Origin of the sequence: Gordonia sp. 135 (genome assembly GCF_009720185.1) — a bacterium.
Lineage (GTDB): Bacteria > Actinomycetota > Actinomycetes > Mycobacteriales > Mycobacteriaceae > Gordonia > Gordonia alkanivorans.
This window is the reverse complement of sequence record NZ_CP046257.1, coordinates 2,260,640-2,277,021: the sequence shown is the minus strand read 5'-3', so window position 1 is coordinate 2,277,021 and position 16,382 is coordinate 2,260,640. Positions and strand designations below refer to the sequence as shown.

The window sequence follows — 16,382 nt, the reverse complement described above, 5'->3', positions numbered from 1 at the left end:
GAAACGCCGCAGAGTCCGCGCTTATTCCCGCGAGCACGGCTCCGGACACTGCCATGAATGTCGGGGTGGCCGGTTACCGTGGGTTCGCACGCTCGCGAAGGGCAGACCCATGACCTCACCTCGGGTAGACAGCGACCCCACGTCGACGGCCACCGTCTCGACTCCGGTCGGCCCGGTCACGATCACCGGAAACGGACGGGCAATCGTTCGTGTCGCCTGGCGGGAGACACCCGAGCCAGGAGATGGGGCACCGACGGAACCACTCCTCGTCGAGGCGGTCGGTCAGCTCCACGCCTACTTCGACGGCTCGTCGACCACGTTCGATCTCCCGATCGATCTCTCCGGGGTGTCCGGAGCGGCCTGTGCGGTCCTGAACGCCCTCCACCGTGACGTCCCGTATGGCGCGACCGTCACCTACGGGGAGCTCGCGACAATGAGTGGCGCCGGCATCCCGGCGCGTAGCGTCGGCTCGATCATGGGCGTCAACCCGGTCCCCCTGCTGATCCCGTGCCACCGCGTCGTCGCGGGCGACGGCCTGGGCGGTTTCTCCGGCGGCCTCACCGGGGAAGGTCCGGCGACCAAACGATGGCTCCTCGAATTCGAAGGTGCGCTCCCGCCGACGCTGTTCTGAGCGGGGCGTGGTCTCACGCGATGGGCTCCCCGTCACCGATCGTCGGAACCGCGGCGAGCAGTTCCCGCGTGTAGGGATGCTCCGGGCTGCCGAAGACGCGATCGGCCTCGCCGTATTCGACGACCTCTCCCCCGCGCATCACCAGGATGTCGTCGGCGACGTGGTGGATGACCCCGAGATCGTGCGAGATGAAGACCAGCGAGACACCGGTTTCCACCTGCAACATCGCGAGCAGGTCGAGGATGCGGGCCTGGATCGAGACGTCGAGAGCCGACACCGGTTCGTCGCACACGATCACCGACGGTTCCGGAGCCAGCGCACGGGCGATGGCGACTCGTTGTCGCTGCCCGCCGGACAGGTGCAGCGGGTGACGCCGGCGAAACGCGTCCGACAGTCCGACGCTGTCGAGCAACTCGGAGATGCGGTCGTCGAGTGCTGTGCCGCGCAGATTCCGCGAACGCAGGCTGTCGCGCAGGATGCGTTCGACGTTCCAGCGGGGATCGAACGAGCTGAGCGGGTCCTGGTAGATGACGGAAATCTGGTGACGGTTCGCGCGTCGTCGGACATCGGACAATGCGCTCCACGGTCGCCCGTTCAGCTCGACGGTCCCGGTGTCCGGGGTCGTGAGCCCGAGGACCATGCGGGCGGTGGTCGTCTTGCCCGATCCGGATTCGCCGACGATGCCCAGTGTCTTACCGGGCAGGACGTCGAAACTCACGTCGCGCACCGCCGGTCGTGCCGTCTTGTCCTTGCTGTCGAACGACTTTCGGAGATCCCGGACACGCAGCGCGGGCGGCGCCTCGGTATGCGATGGCACGAGGGTCTCCGGGAGCGTCTCACCGCTCGTCAGGAGCGTGCCCTTGGAGGTGCGCGACGGCACCGACGCGAGCAAGCTCTTCGTGTAGTCGTGGGTGGGATTGCGCAGCACGTCGTCGGTGGAGCCGTACTCGACGATCTCACCGTGCCGCATCACCGCGACGCGGTCGGCGAGACGTGCGACGACCGCGAGGTCGTGGGAGATGAGGATGACGCCGTTGCCACGATCCTTGGCCTCGCCGAGGACGTCGAGGATCTGGGCCTGGACGGTGGCGTCGAGGGCGGTGGTCGGTTCGTCCGCGATGAGCAGCTTCGGGTCCTGCGCGAGAGCCGACGCGATCAGCGCGCGCTGACGGAGACCACCGGAGAGCTCGTGCGGGCGCTGCGCTGCACGGACTCCGGGCTCGGGAACCCCGACCAGGGTCAACAGTTCTTCGATCTTCTCGTCGCGTTCGGCGCGTCGGCGCGGTGATCGATTCCGGAAGAGACCGCCGCCACGGGAGTCTGAATGGGCGGTCAGGGCCTCCCCGATCTCGCTGCCGACGGTGCGCAGCTGATCCAGCGACACCAGGGCGTCCTGGAGGACGAATCCGATGTCCCGGCCGCGCAGACGGCGCCAGTCCCGGTCCTTGTACCCGAGCAGCGACCGACCGTCGAAAGCGATTGTCTCGGCGCTGATCCGGGCGCCCTCACCGGTGAGCCCGATGAGCGTGCGTGCGGTGACCGACTTGCCCGACCCGGATTCTCCGACGACCGCAAGGCATTCGCCGGCGCTCACCGAGAACGAGACGCCCCTGACCACCTCGCGGCCGCCGAAGGACACGTGCAGGTCCCGGATCTCGGCGAGTGGGGCCGTCGAGTCGTCGGTGCCGGTGGGGTCGGCGACGTCGTCGGTCCGGTCCTCGAGGGGAGTCGCGACTACGGTCATCGGGTGGTTCCTTCCAGACGGGCGCCGAGGTGGCGTCCCACGGTGGTGAATGCCAGGGCGGTGATCACGATGACGAGACCGGGGAAGATCTCGAGCCACCAGGCCACGGTGATGTAGGTGCGTCCGGCGTCGAGCAGGGCGCCCCACTCGGGCGACGGGGGCGCAACGCCGAGACCGAGGTAGGCCAGCCCCGACGCCCAGATGATCGCCTGACCGATACCCAGTGTCGCGGTGACGATCATCGGCCGCAGCGCGTTGGGAGCGATGTGCTGCAGGAGGATTCGCGTCCGCGAGTGCCCGAGCGCCGTCGCCGCCTCGATGTAGGCGGCATTGCGGACCGTCAGGACCTGGCCGCGGATGATCCGCGCATATCCCGGGGCGATGCCGATCCCGATCGCGAAGATCAGCGTGTACGGCCCTGGGCCGAACACCGAGGTCAGCAGGAGTCCGAGCAGGATCGTCGGGAAGGCGAACAGCACATCGATCCACCGATTGGCGAGGGCCTGCGCGATCCGTCCAGACAGACCGGCGGTGATTCCCAGCACCACGGCGAGGACGAGTGCCACCGCCACCGCGCCGAGGCCGATCGCGAGGGACTGCTTGGTGCCGAAGATGATCCGGCTCAGAAGATCTCGGCCCGACAGGTCGGTGCCGAACGGATGCGCCCACGTCGGCGGCGACAGCGTCGCGTCGAGGTCGATGGCGAGCGGGTCGTACGGCGCGATCAGCCCCGGCACGACGGCTGCCAAGACGAGCAGGACGAGGACTCCGAGCGCGGCGATGAGGGTGGGTGGCAGCGCCCACGGTCGGCGCGAGCTCTCCGGCAGCGCGGTGACCGTGCTGCGGGAGGTCTTGATCGATGACGTCGTGTCCGGTGACGTCGTGTCGGGTGCCGTCCCGGTGGACGGTTTCTGGATGGTCACGGGACCTCGATCCGGGGGTCGATGACGGTGTAGAGGAAGTCGACCAGCAGATTGGCGACGGTGTAGATCGCGGCGACGAGCACGACAATGCCGCTGACCAGTGGGACGTCACGCGAGCCGGCCGCCGCGACAAGGGTCTGCCCGATGCCGGCCCGCGCGAACACGGTCTCGGCGATGACCGCACCCGAGAGCAGCGCCCCCATGGCCCAACCGGAGACCGTGACGGCGGGAATCACCGAGTGGCGCAGCACATGTCGGGCGCGAACCGACAGATCGCCGAGACCACGGCTCCGAGCGGTGAGAACGAAGGGCTGGTCGAGCGCCCGGGCGAACTCGTCGCGGGCGATGCTGCCGAGGAATCCGGCCAGCGGTATCGCCAGCGTGAGAACCGGGAGGACCAGACCGCGCAACGAGTCACCGCTCTCGACCGGGAACCAGGCGAGGTTGATCGCGAAGACCACCAGCAGGATCGAACCCAGCCAGTATTGCGGGAGCCCGGCGCTCACGGTCTCGAGCAGGGCGCCGAGCGCTCCGCCCGGACCGCGGCGGCCGGCGGTCAGCGTCGTGGTCACCAGGACAAGCAGCCAGGCCACGATCAGCGCACTGATGGTCAGCACCAGCGTGGGACCGAGCTGGGCGGCGATCACCTCGGTGACGGGTTCACTCAGCTGGTACGACGTCCCGAGGTCGCCGCGCAGCAGACCCTGTAGGTAGTGCAGGTACTGCTGCCAGATCGAGTCGGTGAACCCGAACTGGTCGTTGACCGGGCCCAGTTCGTCGGGGGTGCGTTCGCGGCTCTCCCCCGACGACAGGTTCAGCAGCAGCGTGGCGCGGTCACCGGGCGCGAGCACCTGGAGGAGGAACGTGATCGTCGCAGCCGCCCACAGCACGAACACGGCCGAGCCGAGTTTGCCGAACCACCGCAGCCACACCGCAGAACCCCCGCGGCGTCGACGTCGGGTCGGCTCGCCGGCCGACTCCGGGTCGATGATCGTCGTCTTGTCGACCTGTATGGTCATCGCACAAACCTCGCATCCGCGAACACCGGTTCACCTTGGGATTTCTCGACCCACACGTCGTGCAGTTTCGGGTTGACCGCGATCGAGGTCGTCTGTGTGTACAGGCCGATGGACAGTGCCTCGTCGCCGATCAGCTTCTGGGCCCTGCGGTAGAACTCGCGCTGCTCGGCCGGGTCTGCCGCACTGTTGGCCTTCTCGATGAAGCCCTGCAGGGTCGGATCGTTGTAGTAGGCCGTGTTGTGGGGATTCGGTGAATCCTCGAGTCGCTGGCGCCAGTTGATGTAGAGCAGCCCCGGGGTCGGACTCGTCCAGTAGCCGACGTAGGCGTCGTAGGTGGGCGCCTTGGCGTAGTTGCCGCCGAAGTATTCGCTCTGCGTCGCCGGGACGAGTTCGATGTCGAAGCCGACGTCGCGCGCCTGGTGGGCGATGTTCTGCAGGATCGCCGCGCCCTCGGGTCCGACGATGGCGTCGGCCGCGTACACCACGCGTGCGGTCAGACGGCGGCCGTCCTTGGTTCGGATGCCGTCGGAGTCGCGCGCGGTCCAACCTGCCTGGTCGAGCAGTGCATTCGCCTTCTCCGGATCACGGACGTAGGCGCCGGCGGCCGGGTCGTAGTCGGGGGTGCTCTGACTCAGCGCTCCGTTCGAGTTGAACGGGACGACGCCGAGAAATGCTGTCTCCACTGCCTTCTCGCGGTCGGCAGAGTAGGCGAACGCCTGACGCACCCGGACGTCGTCGAACGGTGCGTGATCGACGTTGAGCGTGATCGCGTTGGGGCGTCCCGGTGTCACGTACTGCCTGGTCTGGAACCGAGTTGTCGCGTCGGCCCAGTTGATGGCCGGGACGTTGTAGATGACGTCGGATGATCCGCTGGTCAGCGAGCCGTACCGTAACACCGGGTCCTTGAGGAACTTCCAGATCACCTTGTCGACATAGGCCGGTCCCTGGTGTTTCGCGTTGGCCGGCGCCGAGTTGTAGTTCGCGTTCCGCACGAAGGTGATGCTGCGGTTGCGATCCCAGCGTTCGATGATGAACGGCCCGGACCCGACGGGCTTCGAGCAGTTCTCCTTCTTCCCGCGCGCGAGCGCGGTCGGCGACTGAATCCCGAAGTAGCCCTGGGTCAGGACCGTGAGGAGCGGACTGTACGGCTGCTTGAGGTGCAGTACGTAGGTGTTGCGATCGCGAACCTCGCCACCGGCGTAGTACTGGCCGATATAGGCCATCACCGTTCCGTTGGGAGCGTCCGGATCGAGGTACTTGTCGAAATTGGTCTTCACCGCGGCCGCGTCGAGATCGGTCCCGTCGCTGAACCTCACGTCGGGCTTGAGGCGGAACGTGTAGGTCTTGCGGTCGGGCGAGATCTCCCAGCTCGTCGCCAGCCACGGCACCGGTGACCCGTTGTCGTCGAGTGAGACGAGGTTGTCGAGGTATTGCCTTGCGAGGTAGGCGTTCTGGACCCAGCCGCCGTGGATGCACGGCGGTTCCTGTTCGTGTCCGTACTCGATGACGCCGCCGTCGAGGTATTCACCGGCCGCTGCGGGCACGCCCGTCGACGTACCGTCTCCGGTGGCCGGGCGTTCGCCGCACGCCGACAGCAGCGCAGCGGCCGACAGGCCGACTGCCAGTAGGGTTCGAGTCCGTCTGGAACGGACAGATCTGAACACGCCAGGTACTCCTCGAGATCGAGAGTCGTGATTTCGACAGTGATGGAAAACAGAAGAACAAGTTCGGACCACGGGGGCCGGCGGGTCGGCGCCGGTGTCGCGGCACGTAGAAGCTGCAGAGGCGACCCGCGGTCAGCTCGTACGGTAGTGATCGGCGACGTCGACGTCAGGCTTTGGATTCACCCTGAGCACAAGGACGCACGAAGCGGGGGGCGTGAGTACCGTCATCCGGGTGTCAGAGCCAAAACCCTTGCGTTTCGCCGCATTTGTGATGAACACGACGTCCCACATCCTGCACGGGGCGTGGCGTGCTCCCGATGCGCGACAAACGGACTTCAACTCCCTCCAGCACTGGATCGACCTCGCAAAGACGTTGGAGGAAGCCAGATTCGACTTCATCTTCTTCGCCGACGTCGTCGGACTCTACGACGACTACCAGGGCGACTGGAAGAAGTTCGTCGACACCGGACTGCAGATCCCGAGCAACGATCCACTGGTTCTCGCCTCTGCGCTCGCGTCGCACACCGAGAACCTGGGCATCGCCATCACCAGTTCGATCCTGCAGGAACATCCCTTCGACTTCGCCCGCAAGATCTCCACGCTCGATCACGCCTCCAACGGACGTATCGCGTGGAACATCGTGACCAGCCTGTCCCAGAATGCCTGGCGCAACTTCGGATACGACGGCATCACCGCGCACGACGACCGGTATGCGTGGGCCGAGGAGTACGTCGACGTCGCCTACAAGCTCTGGGAGGGCAGCTGGGATGACGGCGCCCTGGTCCAGGACAGGATCCGCGGCATCCACGCCGACTTCGACAAGGTCCACAAGATCCACCACGTCGGCGACCGCTACCGCGTCGAGGGACCGCACCTGGTCGCCCCGTCGCCGCAGCGCACACCGGTGCTGTTCCAGGCCGGCTCGTCACCCACGGGCCGTCGGTTCGCCGCACGAAATGCCGAGGCGCAGTTCATCGTGTCGCCCACACCGCAAGCAGCCAAGGGACTCGTCGACGACACCCGTCGTCTGGCCGCCAGAGCCGGCCGCGATCCTCAGGACATCCAGTTCTTCCAGGGTCTTTCGTTCGTCATCGGGAGCACCGAGGAGGAGGCACGGCGAAAGGCGGCCGAGCTCGACGAGTACATCGACCCGAGCACGATCATCGCCCACTCGGCGGGTGGTCTCGGGTTCGATCTCGGGTTCTACGACCTCGACACCCCGATCGGCGAGATCAAGACCGAGGGCACGCAGAGCACCCTGCTGTGGCTGCGCGAGGCCGTACCCGATCGTGAGCCGACCGTCCGCGACCTGGCCGAACTGCGTAGCCGCAGCGGACGCGTCGTCGGCACGCCGGAGCAGATCGCCGATCGACTGGCGGAATGGCGCGACGCCGGCGTCGGGGGCATCAACGTCATCAACGCGACGATCCCGAACAGCTACATCGAGTTCGCCGAGCATGTCCTGCCGGTGCTGCGAGAGCGCGGACTTGCCCAGCACGAATACGCGCCGGGCACGAGCCGGCGCAAGCTGACCGGCCGGGACACCCTTCCGGACACGCATCCCGCCGCGGCGTACCGCGGCGCGTTCGCCGAGAAGGTCGAGGTGCCGGCATGAGTGTCCTGACCCGCGTCGTCTCCGATCGTTCGACGATCCTGTCCGAGATCGCAGCCGATGCCGCCGTGCGCGAACTGACCGGCATCGACCCGCACGCCCAGGTGCGATTGCTGAGTGAATCCGGTTTGACCGCTGTGACTCTCGACGAGTCGTCAGGCCCCGGTGCCGGCGCCCCCGAGCTGTTCGATTTCCTCATCGATCTCGCCCGTGCCGATCCGATCGTCGCCCACATCCTGCGGGCGCACTTCTGGTTCGTCGAGCAGATCCGCCGGTTCCCCGACGGCCCCGTCCGCGACCGCTGGGTCGCAGAGATCGCGGCGGGCAGGGTGTTCGGCAACGCGACCAGTGAACGCACCGGCAGCGCGGGTTCGCTCTCGTTCCAGACCGAACTGCGTGCCGTCGACGGCGGGTGGTTGCTGACCGGGGCCAAGTTCTACAGCACCGGCACCGCATTCTCGGACTACGTGTCGGTCACCGCGACGGTTCGCGGCGGCGAGTTCGACGGTCAGGTCGCTCGGATCGTCCTGCCCGTCGACCGCGACGGCGTCACCATCGTCGACGACTGGGACGGGATCGGACAGAACCGTACCGGTACCGGCACCACCACCTTGGACAGCGTCCGGGTGACCGCCGACGACATCCTGGCCTTCACCGACCCGGCGTCGACCGCCGCGATCGCCAACGACGGACCGTTCCTGCAGCTTTACCTACAGGCGCTGATCACCGGAATCCTGTTGTCGGTCAGCGACGATGCGACCGCGCTCCTGCGGTCACGGACGCGGACCTTCGACCATGCGCCCGCCGAGTCGCCGCGCCACGACCCCGTGCTGCTCGGCACCGTCGGTGAGATCGACGCGGCCGCCCACGTCGCGCGGGCCGCGGTCCTCGATGCCGCACGGACGATCGAGGAGGCGTTCGCGCCGGCACGCAGCGGCGTGATCGAGCCGGACCTGTTCGTCCGGGCATCCACGGCGGCCGCGCGAGTGAAGGTCCACGTCGACCGCGTCGGGTTGCGTGCTGCCGCCGATCTGTTCGACGTCGGCGGCGCGTCGTCGGCCAGCCGGGCCAAGAACCTGGATCGGCACTGGCGCAACATCCGCACGGTCACGCTGCACAACCCGACGTCATACAAGGCGATCGCGCTCGGTGACCTGCTGGTCAACGGCACTCCCCTCCCGGCGAACGGGTACTTCTGACATCTTGCCTGCAAGAGAGGGAACGGCAGCAACAATCCCTCGCTCCCTGCGGTGTGAGGAGCCATAGCGACGCCCCCCTCGCTCCCTGAGGTGTGAGGAGCCATAGCGACGAACCTCGAAGGGCCTGGTGACATTCCGTCACCAGGCCCGTCGTGCTGTCATGCCGAGATGAGGTCGCGCGCGATGTCGATCAGGGTTCGACGACTTCGGCCGATGACGCTCAGCCGGATCCGCGTCGGCGACCGGGCCCGGATGCAGTCCAGCCCCCAAGGTCACGTCTCGAAACTTATGAGACCCCTATTTTGCGACAGACGATCTCGAAATGGCTCCTATCGCGAGACTTTTGCAACCGACGTCTCGAATTCCCGGCGCGTCTCAGAATCAGTATCGAGACTTTTGAGATAGAGTCCCTCTCGTGACGGACCAAGCGAGAGGTGGCGCACCGGGGATGTCCCTCGGATACGCGCGCGAGACCCCGGGAGCGCACGCTCTCGGACCACAGATCGATGCACTGACCGAGGCGGGGGTGGATCCGGGTCGGATCTACACCGACGCCGCCGATCGGGCGCAGCCCGCGGACCGTCGGGCGGGGATGAACGCCTTACTCGACTATGCGAGAGCCGGTGACACGACGGTGGTCGTGGGCATCGACCGACTGGGCCGTAACATCCGCGAGGTCATGGCCATCACACGTGAACTCGCGAAACGACGCATCGGTCTCCGCTCGTTGCGCGAGGGCATCGACACCGACGATCCGACCGGCGCGATGGTCGTCGGCGTCCTGGCTTCACTGGCCGAACTCGACGACCCCTCCCCCGCGCTCACCTCGGCGCGACCACTGACGACGCGCCGGCGGTCGGAGTCGACGGTCGGACGGCCCCGCGTCCTCGACGACGAGCAGGTGCTCCGCGCCGAACAGATGCGTGCCGCAGGCGAATCCGTGCCGCGGATCGCCCAGGCACTGGGGGTCAGCCGTGCGACGCTCTACCGCACGCTCGCCGAAAGGCGCACGGTCCGTTGACGAACCACGAAAACGAATTTCCCGAACTCGACATCGTCACCGAATACGGAGTCGTCACCCGGCTACCCACCTCCTTCCCGATCTACGATGCCGACCTCGACGAGCACCTCGATCCCGATCTGTTCCAGAAAGGATTCGAGGATGCGGAGGCCGCGCTGTGCGCTCTCCCGGCACCGTGGGCACGTCAGCTCGCGTCGTCGACCCTCGACTGCCCGCCCGACCCGGACGACGAGGAACCCAGCTACACCCGCGGCTACCGCGCGGCCCTGTACGGGCACCTGCGGCACGCCGGCAGGTGAGCATCGACGACACGGAGGACGCAATGGGCACGGGTTCACACGCCGAGGTGCAGCAGGACGACGGACGGTTCCGAGTCACCCGGTGGACCATCGAGCCGGGTGGAGCCATCCCCATGCACCGGCATGAGCACGACTACGTCGTCGTACCGCTCGTCGACGACACGATGTATGCCGTCGCACCGGACGGTTCGGAGATCGCCGCAGAACTCCGGATCGGCGAGAGCTACACCCGGATCGCCGGTGTCGAACACCGCGTGGAGAACCGGGGTTCGACGAACACGATTGTCTTCGTCGAGGTCGAGCGGCTCTGACGATCTCCCGGCGAAAGTCCGGCACACATCGCGCGGCGCTGCGAGTCGGTGCCGTGTCCCTCGACGCCGTATTCTTCAGGCGTGGTTCAGCTGACAGTGGGAAGCCATCGCGACGACGCGACGTCCGACGTCGTCCTCTCCGCACACAAGTTCAACCGGCACACCTTCTGGTGCGGCCAGAGCGGTTCGGGAAAGACCTACGCACTCGGGGTGGTGCTGGAGCAGTTGCTGCTGAACACGCGCCTGCCACTGCTCATCCTCGATCCGAACGCCGACTTCACCCGGCTTCCGGAGACGCGTGACACCACCGATCCCGAACTCGCCGCGGCCATCGCCGCATCGGACATCCAGGTGCTGCATTCGACACGACGCGATCTCCCGCAGTTGCGGGCGCGGTTCACCGATCTGCCGTTGACCGCGAAGGCCGCCGTCCTGCAGCTGGATCCGATCGCCGATGCCGACGAGTACAACGTCCTGCTGCACGCCGACGCCACCCTCAGCGGCGGCGCCGGCGACACACCCGACCAGAGCACCTACATCTCGGCGCTGCGGGCGTCCGACGATCCCGGTCACCAGCGACTGGCCAAGCGGATCGAGAATCTCCAGGTCCTCGACTGGGACCTGTGGGCTCGAGGCGAGGTCGCGGCCACCGACATCATCGACGAACGCCCCCAGGCGACCGTGCTCGACCTGGGCGGTTTCGCCCACCCGGCAGAACCCAAGGTGGCCGCCCTCTCCGCGCTCGAACACCTGTGGGCGCGTCGCGAAGAGCGGCGACCCGTGCTCATCGTGATCGACGAGGCCCACAACATCTGTCCTCCCGTCGCCACCAGCGCGGTCGAGCAGGCCCTCATCGACCGCGTCGTGCAGATCGCCGCCGAGGGACGCAAGTTCGGACTCTGGCTCCTCCTGTCGACGCAACGGCCGACGAAGATCCACCCCAACGTGCTGTCCCAGTGCGACAACCTGTGCCTGATGCGGATGAACGCGCCGCGCGATCTGGCCGAACTTGCCGACACCTTCGGGTTCGTCGGTGAACACATGCTGGCGGAGTCGCCCGAGTTCCGTCAGGGCGAAGCGCTCTTCGCGGGCGGGTTCATCACCACGCCCACCTTCACCCGGATGGGAGGCCGGATCACCGAAGAGGGCGGAGCCGACGTCGGGGTGCCGCTGCTCGCCTGAGCGTCTTCTCCCTCTGTCACACCGCGAGCGGCGCGCGATCGGAGCCGGATCCCGGGCCGTGACACAACGTTGCCGTCGGTGGAGGGTGGACGGGATCGTCGAGGACCGAGTGCGAAAAAACGGGCATCCAACCATCCGAACGGATGACGGTGACGGCAGTGTCGTTGGTGAATCGTGATCTCCTGGTGACGCTTACGCCCTCGTGGTGCGCATGGTCGGTGCGACCATGGACCGAGTCGGGGTTGCGGTTCGCGAGCGCGGACCGGGCGCAGTGTCAGTTCGGGCCCGCGTCGCGTTTCAGCGGTTCAAGTCGGCGGGCCGCACTTCCCTTCGGACAGTGCAAGGTGGTCGAGCGGTGAGCGAATCGACGGGCAACAACGGACAGACGGTGACCGAGGGCGACCTCGGCGAGCGCGAGCTCGCCGACCTCCGAGCGGAACTGGACACAATCGACAACCGGCTGCTCGACGATGTCCGCGCCCGGCTGGAGGTCTGCACTCGCATCGCGTACCTCAAGGAGCGCCACGCCATTCCCGTGATGCAGCCGCGCCGCGTCGGAGCGGTGCACGATCACGCCCACCGTTACGCCCTCGACCACGGACTCTCCCCACAGTTCCTGCACGACCTCTACGACCTGCTCATCTCGGAGACCTGCCGGGTGGAGGACCTCATCGTGGCGACCGATGAACTGCGGACGAACGGGGCTCCGGTCGCGCATGCGGGCCCTGATCGCGTCCTCGTCCAGCGGACAGCCGTGGACGGCGCCGCCGACGCCAGCGTGGACTGAGGCGGACGCGGTGCGGACACTTCTGATCGACAACTACGACTCGTTCACCTACAACCTCCATGCCCTGTTGACGGAGGTGAACGGCTCGGAGCCGGTGGTCGTCGCCAACGATGCGCCGTGGTCGTCGGTGAACCTGACGGCATTCGACAACGTGGTGGTCTCCCCCGGTCCGGGGCGTCCGGACTGCGCCCGCGACTTCGGGATCAGCGGGCGGGCCCTGACCGACAGCGGACTTCCCGTCCTCGGAGTCTGCCTGGGCCACCAGGGACTGTGTCACCTGTTCGGCAGTCCGGTTGTCTCGGCCCCGGAGCCTCGGCACGGACGGATCAGCGCGGTGCACCACGACGGGCAGGGCCTGTTCGATGGTCTTCCGTCCCCGTTCCGGGCAGTCAGGTACCACTCGCTGGCGGTCCTGGAGGTCCCGGACGGGTTGGAGGCCCAGGCGTGGTCGGACGACGGCGTCCTGATGGCGGTGCGTCATCGGAAACTCCCGCTGTGGGGGGTGCAGTTCCATCCGGAGTCGATCTGCACCGAGTACGGGCGGGAGCTGCTCTCGAACTTCGCCGCGGCCACCCCGGTGCGGATGCGGCGACCGATACCGGCGGCGCCGAGGAACACCTCCACGGAGCGGCCGGCCGAGGCGGCACCGATGAGGCCGGAACACGACTACCGGGTGCGGTCGGAGCGGGTGGACCGGGTCGTCGACCCGGCTGCGGTGTACGAGCGACTGTTCGCTGATGGACCGAACAGCTTTTGGCTCGACGGGTCGGCGGCCAACGAATCGGGGAGCCGGTTTTCCGTGATGGGTGACTGCTCGGGCCCACGCGCCGAGTACGTGACCTACCGGATTCCGGAAATGACCGTGCGAGTGGAACATTCGGACGGGGCCGAGGAGGAGATCCGCAGCACCTTCTTCGACTATCTCGACGCCCGGCTACGGGAGCGGTCGGTCGCGCCCCGGCCGGATCTGCCATTCGGGTTCTGTCTCGGCTACGTCGGTTATCTCGGCTACGAACTCAAAGCGGACACCGGCGGCCAGTTGGCCCACGCATCTGAACAGGCCGATGCGGCACTGGTGTTCGCGGACCGGGCCGTCGTGATCGATCACGAACGCGGGTGCGCATACCTGCTCGCACTCGAACCGGTCGATGACGCGGAGCCCGGCACCGTGGACCCTGCGACCGCGCGGTGGTTGCGCGACACGGCGTCGGCCATCCGGGAGCTGCAGGATCATGCCTCCGAACCGATGGTCACCGCTCCCCCGCTGGTCCAGGAGTCGCACGAGGTGCCGATCGTGTTCCGGCACGACCACCCGACCTACCTGAGGCTCATCGAGCAGTGCTTGGCGGAGATCCGGTCCGGGGAGTCGTACGAGGTGTGCCTGACGAACTCGGCAACCGTGCACCGCGGCCTCGACCCGGTGTCCGGGTACTCCTGCCTCCGCGAGATCAGCCCGATGCCCTACAGCGCGCTGCTCCAGTTCTCGGGGTTGTCGGTGCTCAGCGCATCCCCGGAACGGTTCCTGAAGGTGGGGGCAGATCGCACGGTGGAGTCGAAACCGATCAAGGGCACTCGGCCACGGTCCGCGGATCCCGTGCAGGACGAGGGGTTTCAGTACGACCTGCGACACAGCGAGAAGGACCGGGCGGAGAACCTGATGATCGTCGACCTGGTCCGCAACGACCTGTCGCGGGTCTGCGAGCCCGGCTCGGTGCACGTGCCGTCGTTGTTCGCCGTCGAAACCTATTCGCCGGTACACCAATTGGTGTCGACGGTGCGCGGAACGTTGCGCGCGGGTGTGTCCGCGGTGGACTGTGTGCGGGCGGCGTTCCCGGGCGGGTCGATGACCGGGGCGCCGAAGATCCGCACGATGGAGATCATCGACAAACTCGAGGCCGGTCCGCGGGGGGTGTACTCGGGGGCGATCGGCTACTTCTCACTGACCGGAACCGCCGACCTGTCGATCGTGATCCGCACGATGGTGGCCACCGAGTCCGAGGTGACGTTCGGGGTCGGTGGTGCGATCGTCGCGCTGTCGGATCCGGAGGACGAGTTCGAGGAGACGATGGTGAAGGCGCTGTCGATGCGACGCTGTCTGTCCGTCGCCGACGAGAGTGGACCGTGACCGGATCGCCCGCGCCCGAAGCCCGGTCGATCGTCGTCGCCGGCGGTGCCGGAGCCGTCGGGACGATGCTCGCCGATCGGTGGCGCGGTGACGGGAACACCGTGCACGTGCTCGACGCCCGCCACGGTGACGACATCCGATACCCCGACCGGGGGGCGGAGTCACGACTGCGGGAGGCCGATGTCGTGGTGCTTGCGGTCCCGGAGGGTGTGGCGTTGGAGGCCGTGAAGTCGGTGATCCCTCTGCTGAACGCGGCGGCGCTGCTGGTGGAGACGTTGTCGGTGAAGACGCGGTTCTCCTCGGCCGTCGCCGAACTCGACGGGGACGACGTCGACAGGGGCGGTCCGATCGTCGGGATCAACCCGATGTTCGCTCCGTCCCTCGGTCTTTCGGGCCGGGCGGTCGCGGTCGTCGTCCATCGTGACGGTCCGGGTGCGGATCGCTTGCGCGACGACCTGTCTCGGTGGGGCGCGCGGGTCGAGATCACGACCGCCGATCGGCACGACCGGGTGTGCGCGGCGGTGCAGGCCCTCACCCACGCGACGATCCTGGCGTTCGGGTGCGCGCTCGCCGACCTGGGAATCGATGCCGACGAGGCAGCCGCCCTGGCCACTCCGCCGTTCACGACGATGTCGGCACTACAGGCACGGATCACCGGCGGGACACCAGAGGTGTATCGGGACGTGCAGGCGTCAAACCCGTGTGCACCCGCCGCACGAGAGGCGTTGGCGCGGGCCGTGTGCCGGGTGTCCGCTGCGTCCGCGGGCGACACCGACGACTTCACGGCACTGCTCACCGAGGCCGGTGGTCCGTTGGGCGGCCACGCGGACGACTACGCGCGACTGTGTGCGCGGATGTTCGAGAGGCTGTCCACGTGACCGGCCACCTGCCCGAGCACGACGCGTCCGACCCGGTGGAGTCGGCGGTCATCGACGGCCTCGTGCGGAGCTGGCCACGGCGGGCGACGGTGCGGCGCACCGAACCCGAGCTCGACATACCGACGATGGACGACCTCTACGACGACACCCGCGAGGACTATCCCGAGGTGCTGCTCCCGTTCGCCGGGCATCCGAGCTGGGAGCGGCTCGACGAGGACGTCCGGACCCGGGTCCGGGCCTGGGCGTGGATCGCCTACAACAAGAACGTCGTCGACATCGAACAGGACGTCGTGACACCCGGTTTCGGGTTGCTGTTCCGGGACGTGTTCGGCACCGGCTTCTCTGATGCGGACCGGGCGGCGGTGGTGCAGTCGATGGTCGACGAGGAGTACCACACCCTGATGCACCTGAACGCGTCCGCGCTGACTCGTCGTCGTCGCGGCTGGGCACTACCGGACTCGACGTTGCCGGAGTCGTCGACCGCACGCGGGCACCGAGAGTCGTTCGCGCAGGCAGAGTCCCCGCGAGCAGCGGCGCTGACGACTCTGGCATACGCAACGGTCGCCGAGACCTCCATCGCCGACTACCTGAGCCTGATCGCCGGTGACCGGACGATCCAGCCCGTGCACCAGGCCACCATCGCGCTACACCGCCGCGACGAACGCGCTCACGCCTCGGTTGCGACCGAGATGATCGCGATGGTGCACGACAAGCTGGATTCGGACGACCGGAGCTTCCTGGCGCGCGCGCTGCGGGACGGCGTCGACGCGTTCACCGCCACCGATGGGGCTGTGTGGTCGGCGATTCTGGCCGCGGAGCAGGTCCCGGATGCAGATCAGATGCTGCGTGACGTCGCCGAGGACCCCGACCGCCGGCACTTCCTCCAGGACTGCAGCGCGATCAACCGGTTGCTCGCCCGGTTCGGTGAGCTCGAGCATCGCTGAGGCCGGAGGCACAAACGACAATGGCCAGCACCGTCGGTGCTGG

General features: G+C 67.5%; 15 protein-coding genes. 11 read left to right on the top strand and 4 right to left on the bottom strand.

The features are described from left to right. The first annotated feature begins 109 nt into the window (after positions 1-109). Positions 110-631, top strand: a complete 522-nt coding sequence (locus GKZ92_RS10215) for a methylated-DNA--[protein]-cysteine S-methyltransferase (RefSeq protein ID WP_035752265.1) — start codon at positions 110-112, stop codon at positions 629-631. A 13-nt stretch (positions 632-644) separates the two neighbouring features. On the opposite strand, the gene GKZ92_RS10210 is transcribed toward GKZ92_RS10215, so the two are convergent. From GKZ92_RS10210 to GKZ92_RS10195, 4 genes are read right to left on the bottom strand one after another with little or no spacing between them, the layout of a single operon-like run. Beyond that, positions 645-2,375 carry a dipeptide ABC transporter ATP-binding protein gene (locus GKZ92_RS10210; protein WP_081724799.1) on the bottom strand — a complete coding sequence of 577 codons (1,731 nt, stop codon included), beginning with the start codon at positions 2,373-2,375 and terminating at the stop codon, positions 645-647. Further along, positions 2,372-3,298: an ABC transporter permease gene (locus GKZ92_RS10205; protein WP_035752263.1), complete on the bottom strand. Its 927-nt coding sequence runs from the start codon at positions 3,296-3,298 to the stop codon at positions 2,372-2,374. Before GKZ92_RS10205 ends, GKZ92_RS10210 begins: the two co-directional genes overlap by 4 nt. Next, a complete protein-coding gene (locus GKZ92_RS10200) occupies positions 3,295-4,317 on the bottom strand; it encodes an ABC transporter permease (RefSeq protein ID WP_035752260.1) in 1,023 nt (340 codons plus the stop codon). Before GKZ92_RS10200 ends, GKZ92_RS10205 begins: the two co-directional genes overlap by 4 nt. Further along, positions 4,314-5,981: an ABC transporter substrate-binding protein gene (locus tag GKZ92_RS10195; protein WP_042375717.1), complete on the bottom strand. Its 1,668-nt coding sequence runs from the start codon at positions 5,979-5,981 to the stop codon at positions 4,314-4,316. The genes GKZ92_RS10200 and GKZ92_RS10195 overlap by 4 nt, the downstream gene beginning before the upstream one ends. A 232-nt stretch (positions 5,982-6,213) precedes the next feature. On the opposite strand from GKZ92_RS10195, the gene GKZ92_RS10190 reads away from it, so the two are divergent. The 10 genes from GKZ92_RS10190 to GKZ92_RS10145 all read left to right on the top strand — a co-directional run bounded on the left by GKZ92_RS10190 (position 6,214) and on the right by GKZ92_RS10145 (position 16,339). Then, positions 6,214-7,596 carry an LLM class flavin-dependent oxidoreductase gene (locus GKZ92_RS10190; protein WP_035752531.1) on the top strand — a complete coding sequence of 461 codons (1,383 nt, stop codon included), beginning with the start codon at positions 6,214-6,216 and terminating at the stop codon, positions 7,594-7,596. After that, complete coding sequence (locus GKZ92_RS10185) at positions 7,593-8,792, top strand: acyl-CoA dehydrogenase (protein WP_035752256.1); 1,200 nt, start codon at positions 7,593-7,595, stop codon at positions 8,790-8,792. The genes GKZ92_RS10190 and GKZ92_RS10185 overlap by 4 nt, the downstream gene beginning before the upstream one ends. 448 nt (positions 8,793-9,240) lie before the next feature. Next, positions 9,241-9,813, top strand: coding sequence for a recombinase family protein (locus GKZ92_RS10180; RefSeq protein ID WP_006360861.1), 573 nt, complete (start codon positions 9,241-9,243; stop codon positions 9,811-9,813). Beyond that, a complete protein-coding gene (locus GKZ92_RS10175; protein WP_006360860.1) occupies positions 9,810-10,112 on the top strand; it encodes a hypothetical protein in 303 nt (100 codons plus the stop codon). Before GKZ92_RS10180 ends, GKZ92_RS10175 begins: the two co-directional genes overlap by 4 nt. Positions 10,113-10,135: 23 nt before the next feature. After that, the gene (locus GKZ92_RS10170) at positions 10,136-10,423 is read left to right on the top strand and encodes a hypothetical protein (protein ID WP_006360859.1); all 288 of its coding nucleotides are present in this window, start codon (positions 10,136-10,138) and stop codon (positions 10,421-10,423) included. 81 nt (positions 10,424-10,504) lie between these two features. Beyond that, positions 10,505-11,605 (top strand): ATP-binding protein, encoded by a 1,101-nt coding sequence (locus GKZ92_RS10165; RefSeq protein ID WP_040004404.1) that lies wholly within the window; start codon positions 10,505-10,507, stop codon positions 11,603-11,605. A gap of 355 nt (positions 11,606-11,960) precedes the next feature. Beyond that, positions 11,961-12,392, top strand: a complete 432-nt coding sequence (locus GKZ92_RS10160) for a chorismate mutase family protein (protein ID WP_006360857.1) — start codon at positions 11,961-11,963, stop codon at positions 12,390-12,392. Positions 12,393-12,402: 10 nt separating this feature from the next. Beyond that, a complete protein-coding gene (pabB, locus tag GKZ92_RS10155) occupies positions 12,403-14,517 on the top strand; it encodes an aminodeoxychorismate synthase component I (protein WP_127963220.1) in 2,115 nt (704 codons plus the stop codon). Next, positions 14,514-15,395, top strand: a complete 882-nt coding sequence (locus GKZ92_RS10150) for a prephenate dehydrogenase (RefSeq protein ID WP_035752251.1) — start codon at positions 14,514-14,516, stop codon at positions 15,393-15,395. Before pabB ends, GKZ92_RS10150 begins: the two co-directional genes overlap by 4 nt. Beyond that, positions 15,392-16,339, top strand: coding sequence for a diiron oxygenase (locus GKZ92_RS10145; protein WP_035752250.1), 948 nt, complete (start codon positions 15,392-15,394; stop codon positions 16,337-16,339). Before GKZ92_RS10150 ends, GKZ92_RS10145 begins: the two co-directional genes overlap by 4 nt. The last annotated feature ends 43 nt before the right edge of the window (positions 16,340-16,382 follow it).

Excerpts from the sequence above, each read along its gene's own strand:
- GKZ92_RS10185 (WP_035752256.1), top strand. The coding sequence starts at position 7,593 with ATGAGTGTCCTGACCCGCGTCGTCTCCGATCGTTCGACGATCCTGTCC.
- GKZ92_RS10180 (WP_006360861.1), top strand. The coding sequence starts at position 9,241 with ATGTCCCTCGGATACGCGCGCGAGACCCCGGGAGCGCACGCTCTCGGA.
- GKZ92_RS10210 (WP_081724799.1), bottom strand. The coding sequence starts at position 2,375 with ATGACCGTAGTCGCGACTCCCCTCGAGGACCGGACCGACGACGTCGCC.
- GKZ92_RS10170 (WP_006360859.1), top strand. The coding sequence starts at position 10,136 with ATGGGCACGGGTTCACACGCCGAGGTGCAGCAGGACGACGGACGGTTC.
- GKZ92_RS10200 (WP_035752260.1), bottom strand. The coding sequence starts at position 4,317 with ATGACCATACAGGTCGACAAGACGACGATCATCGACCCGGAGTCGGCC.
- GKZ92_RS10215 (WP_035752265.1), top strand. The coding sequence starts at position 110 with ATGACCTCACCTCGGGTAGACAGCGACCCCACGTCGACGGCCACCGTC.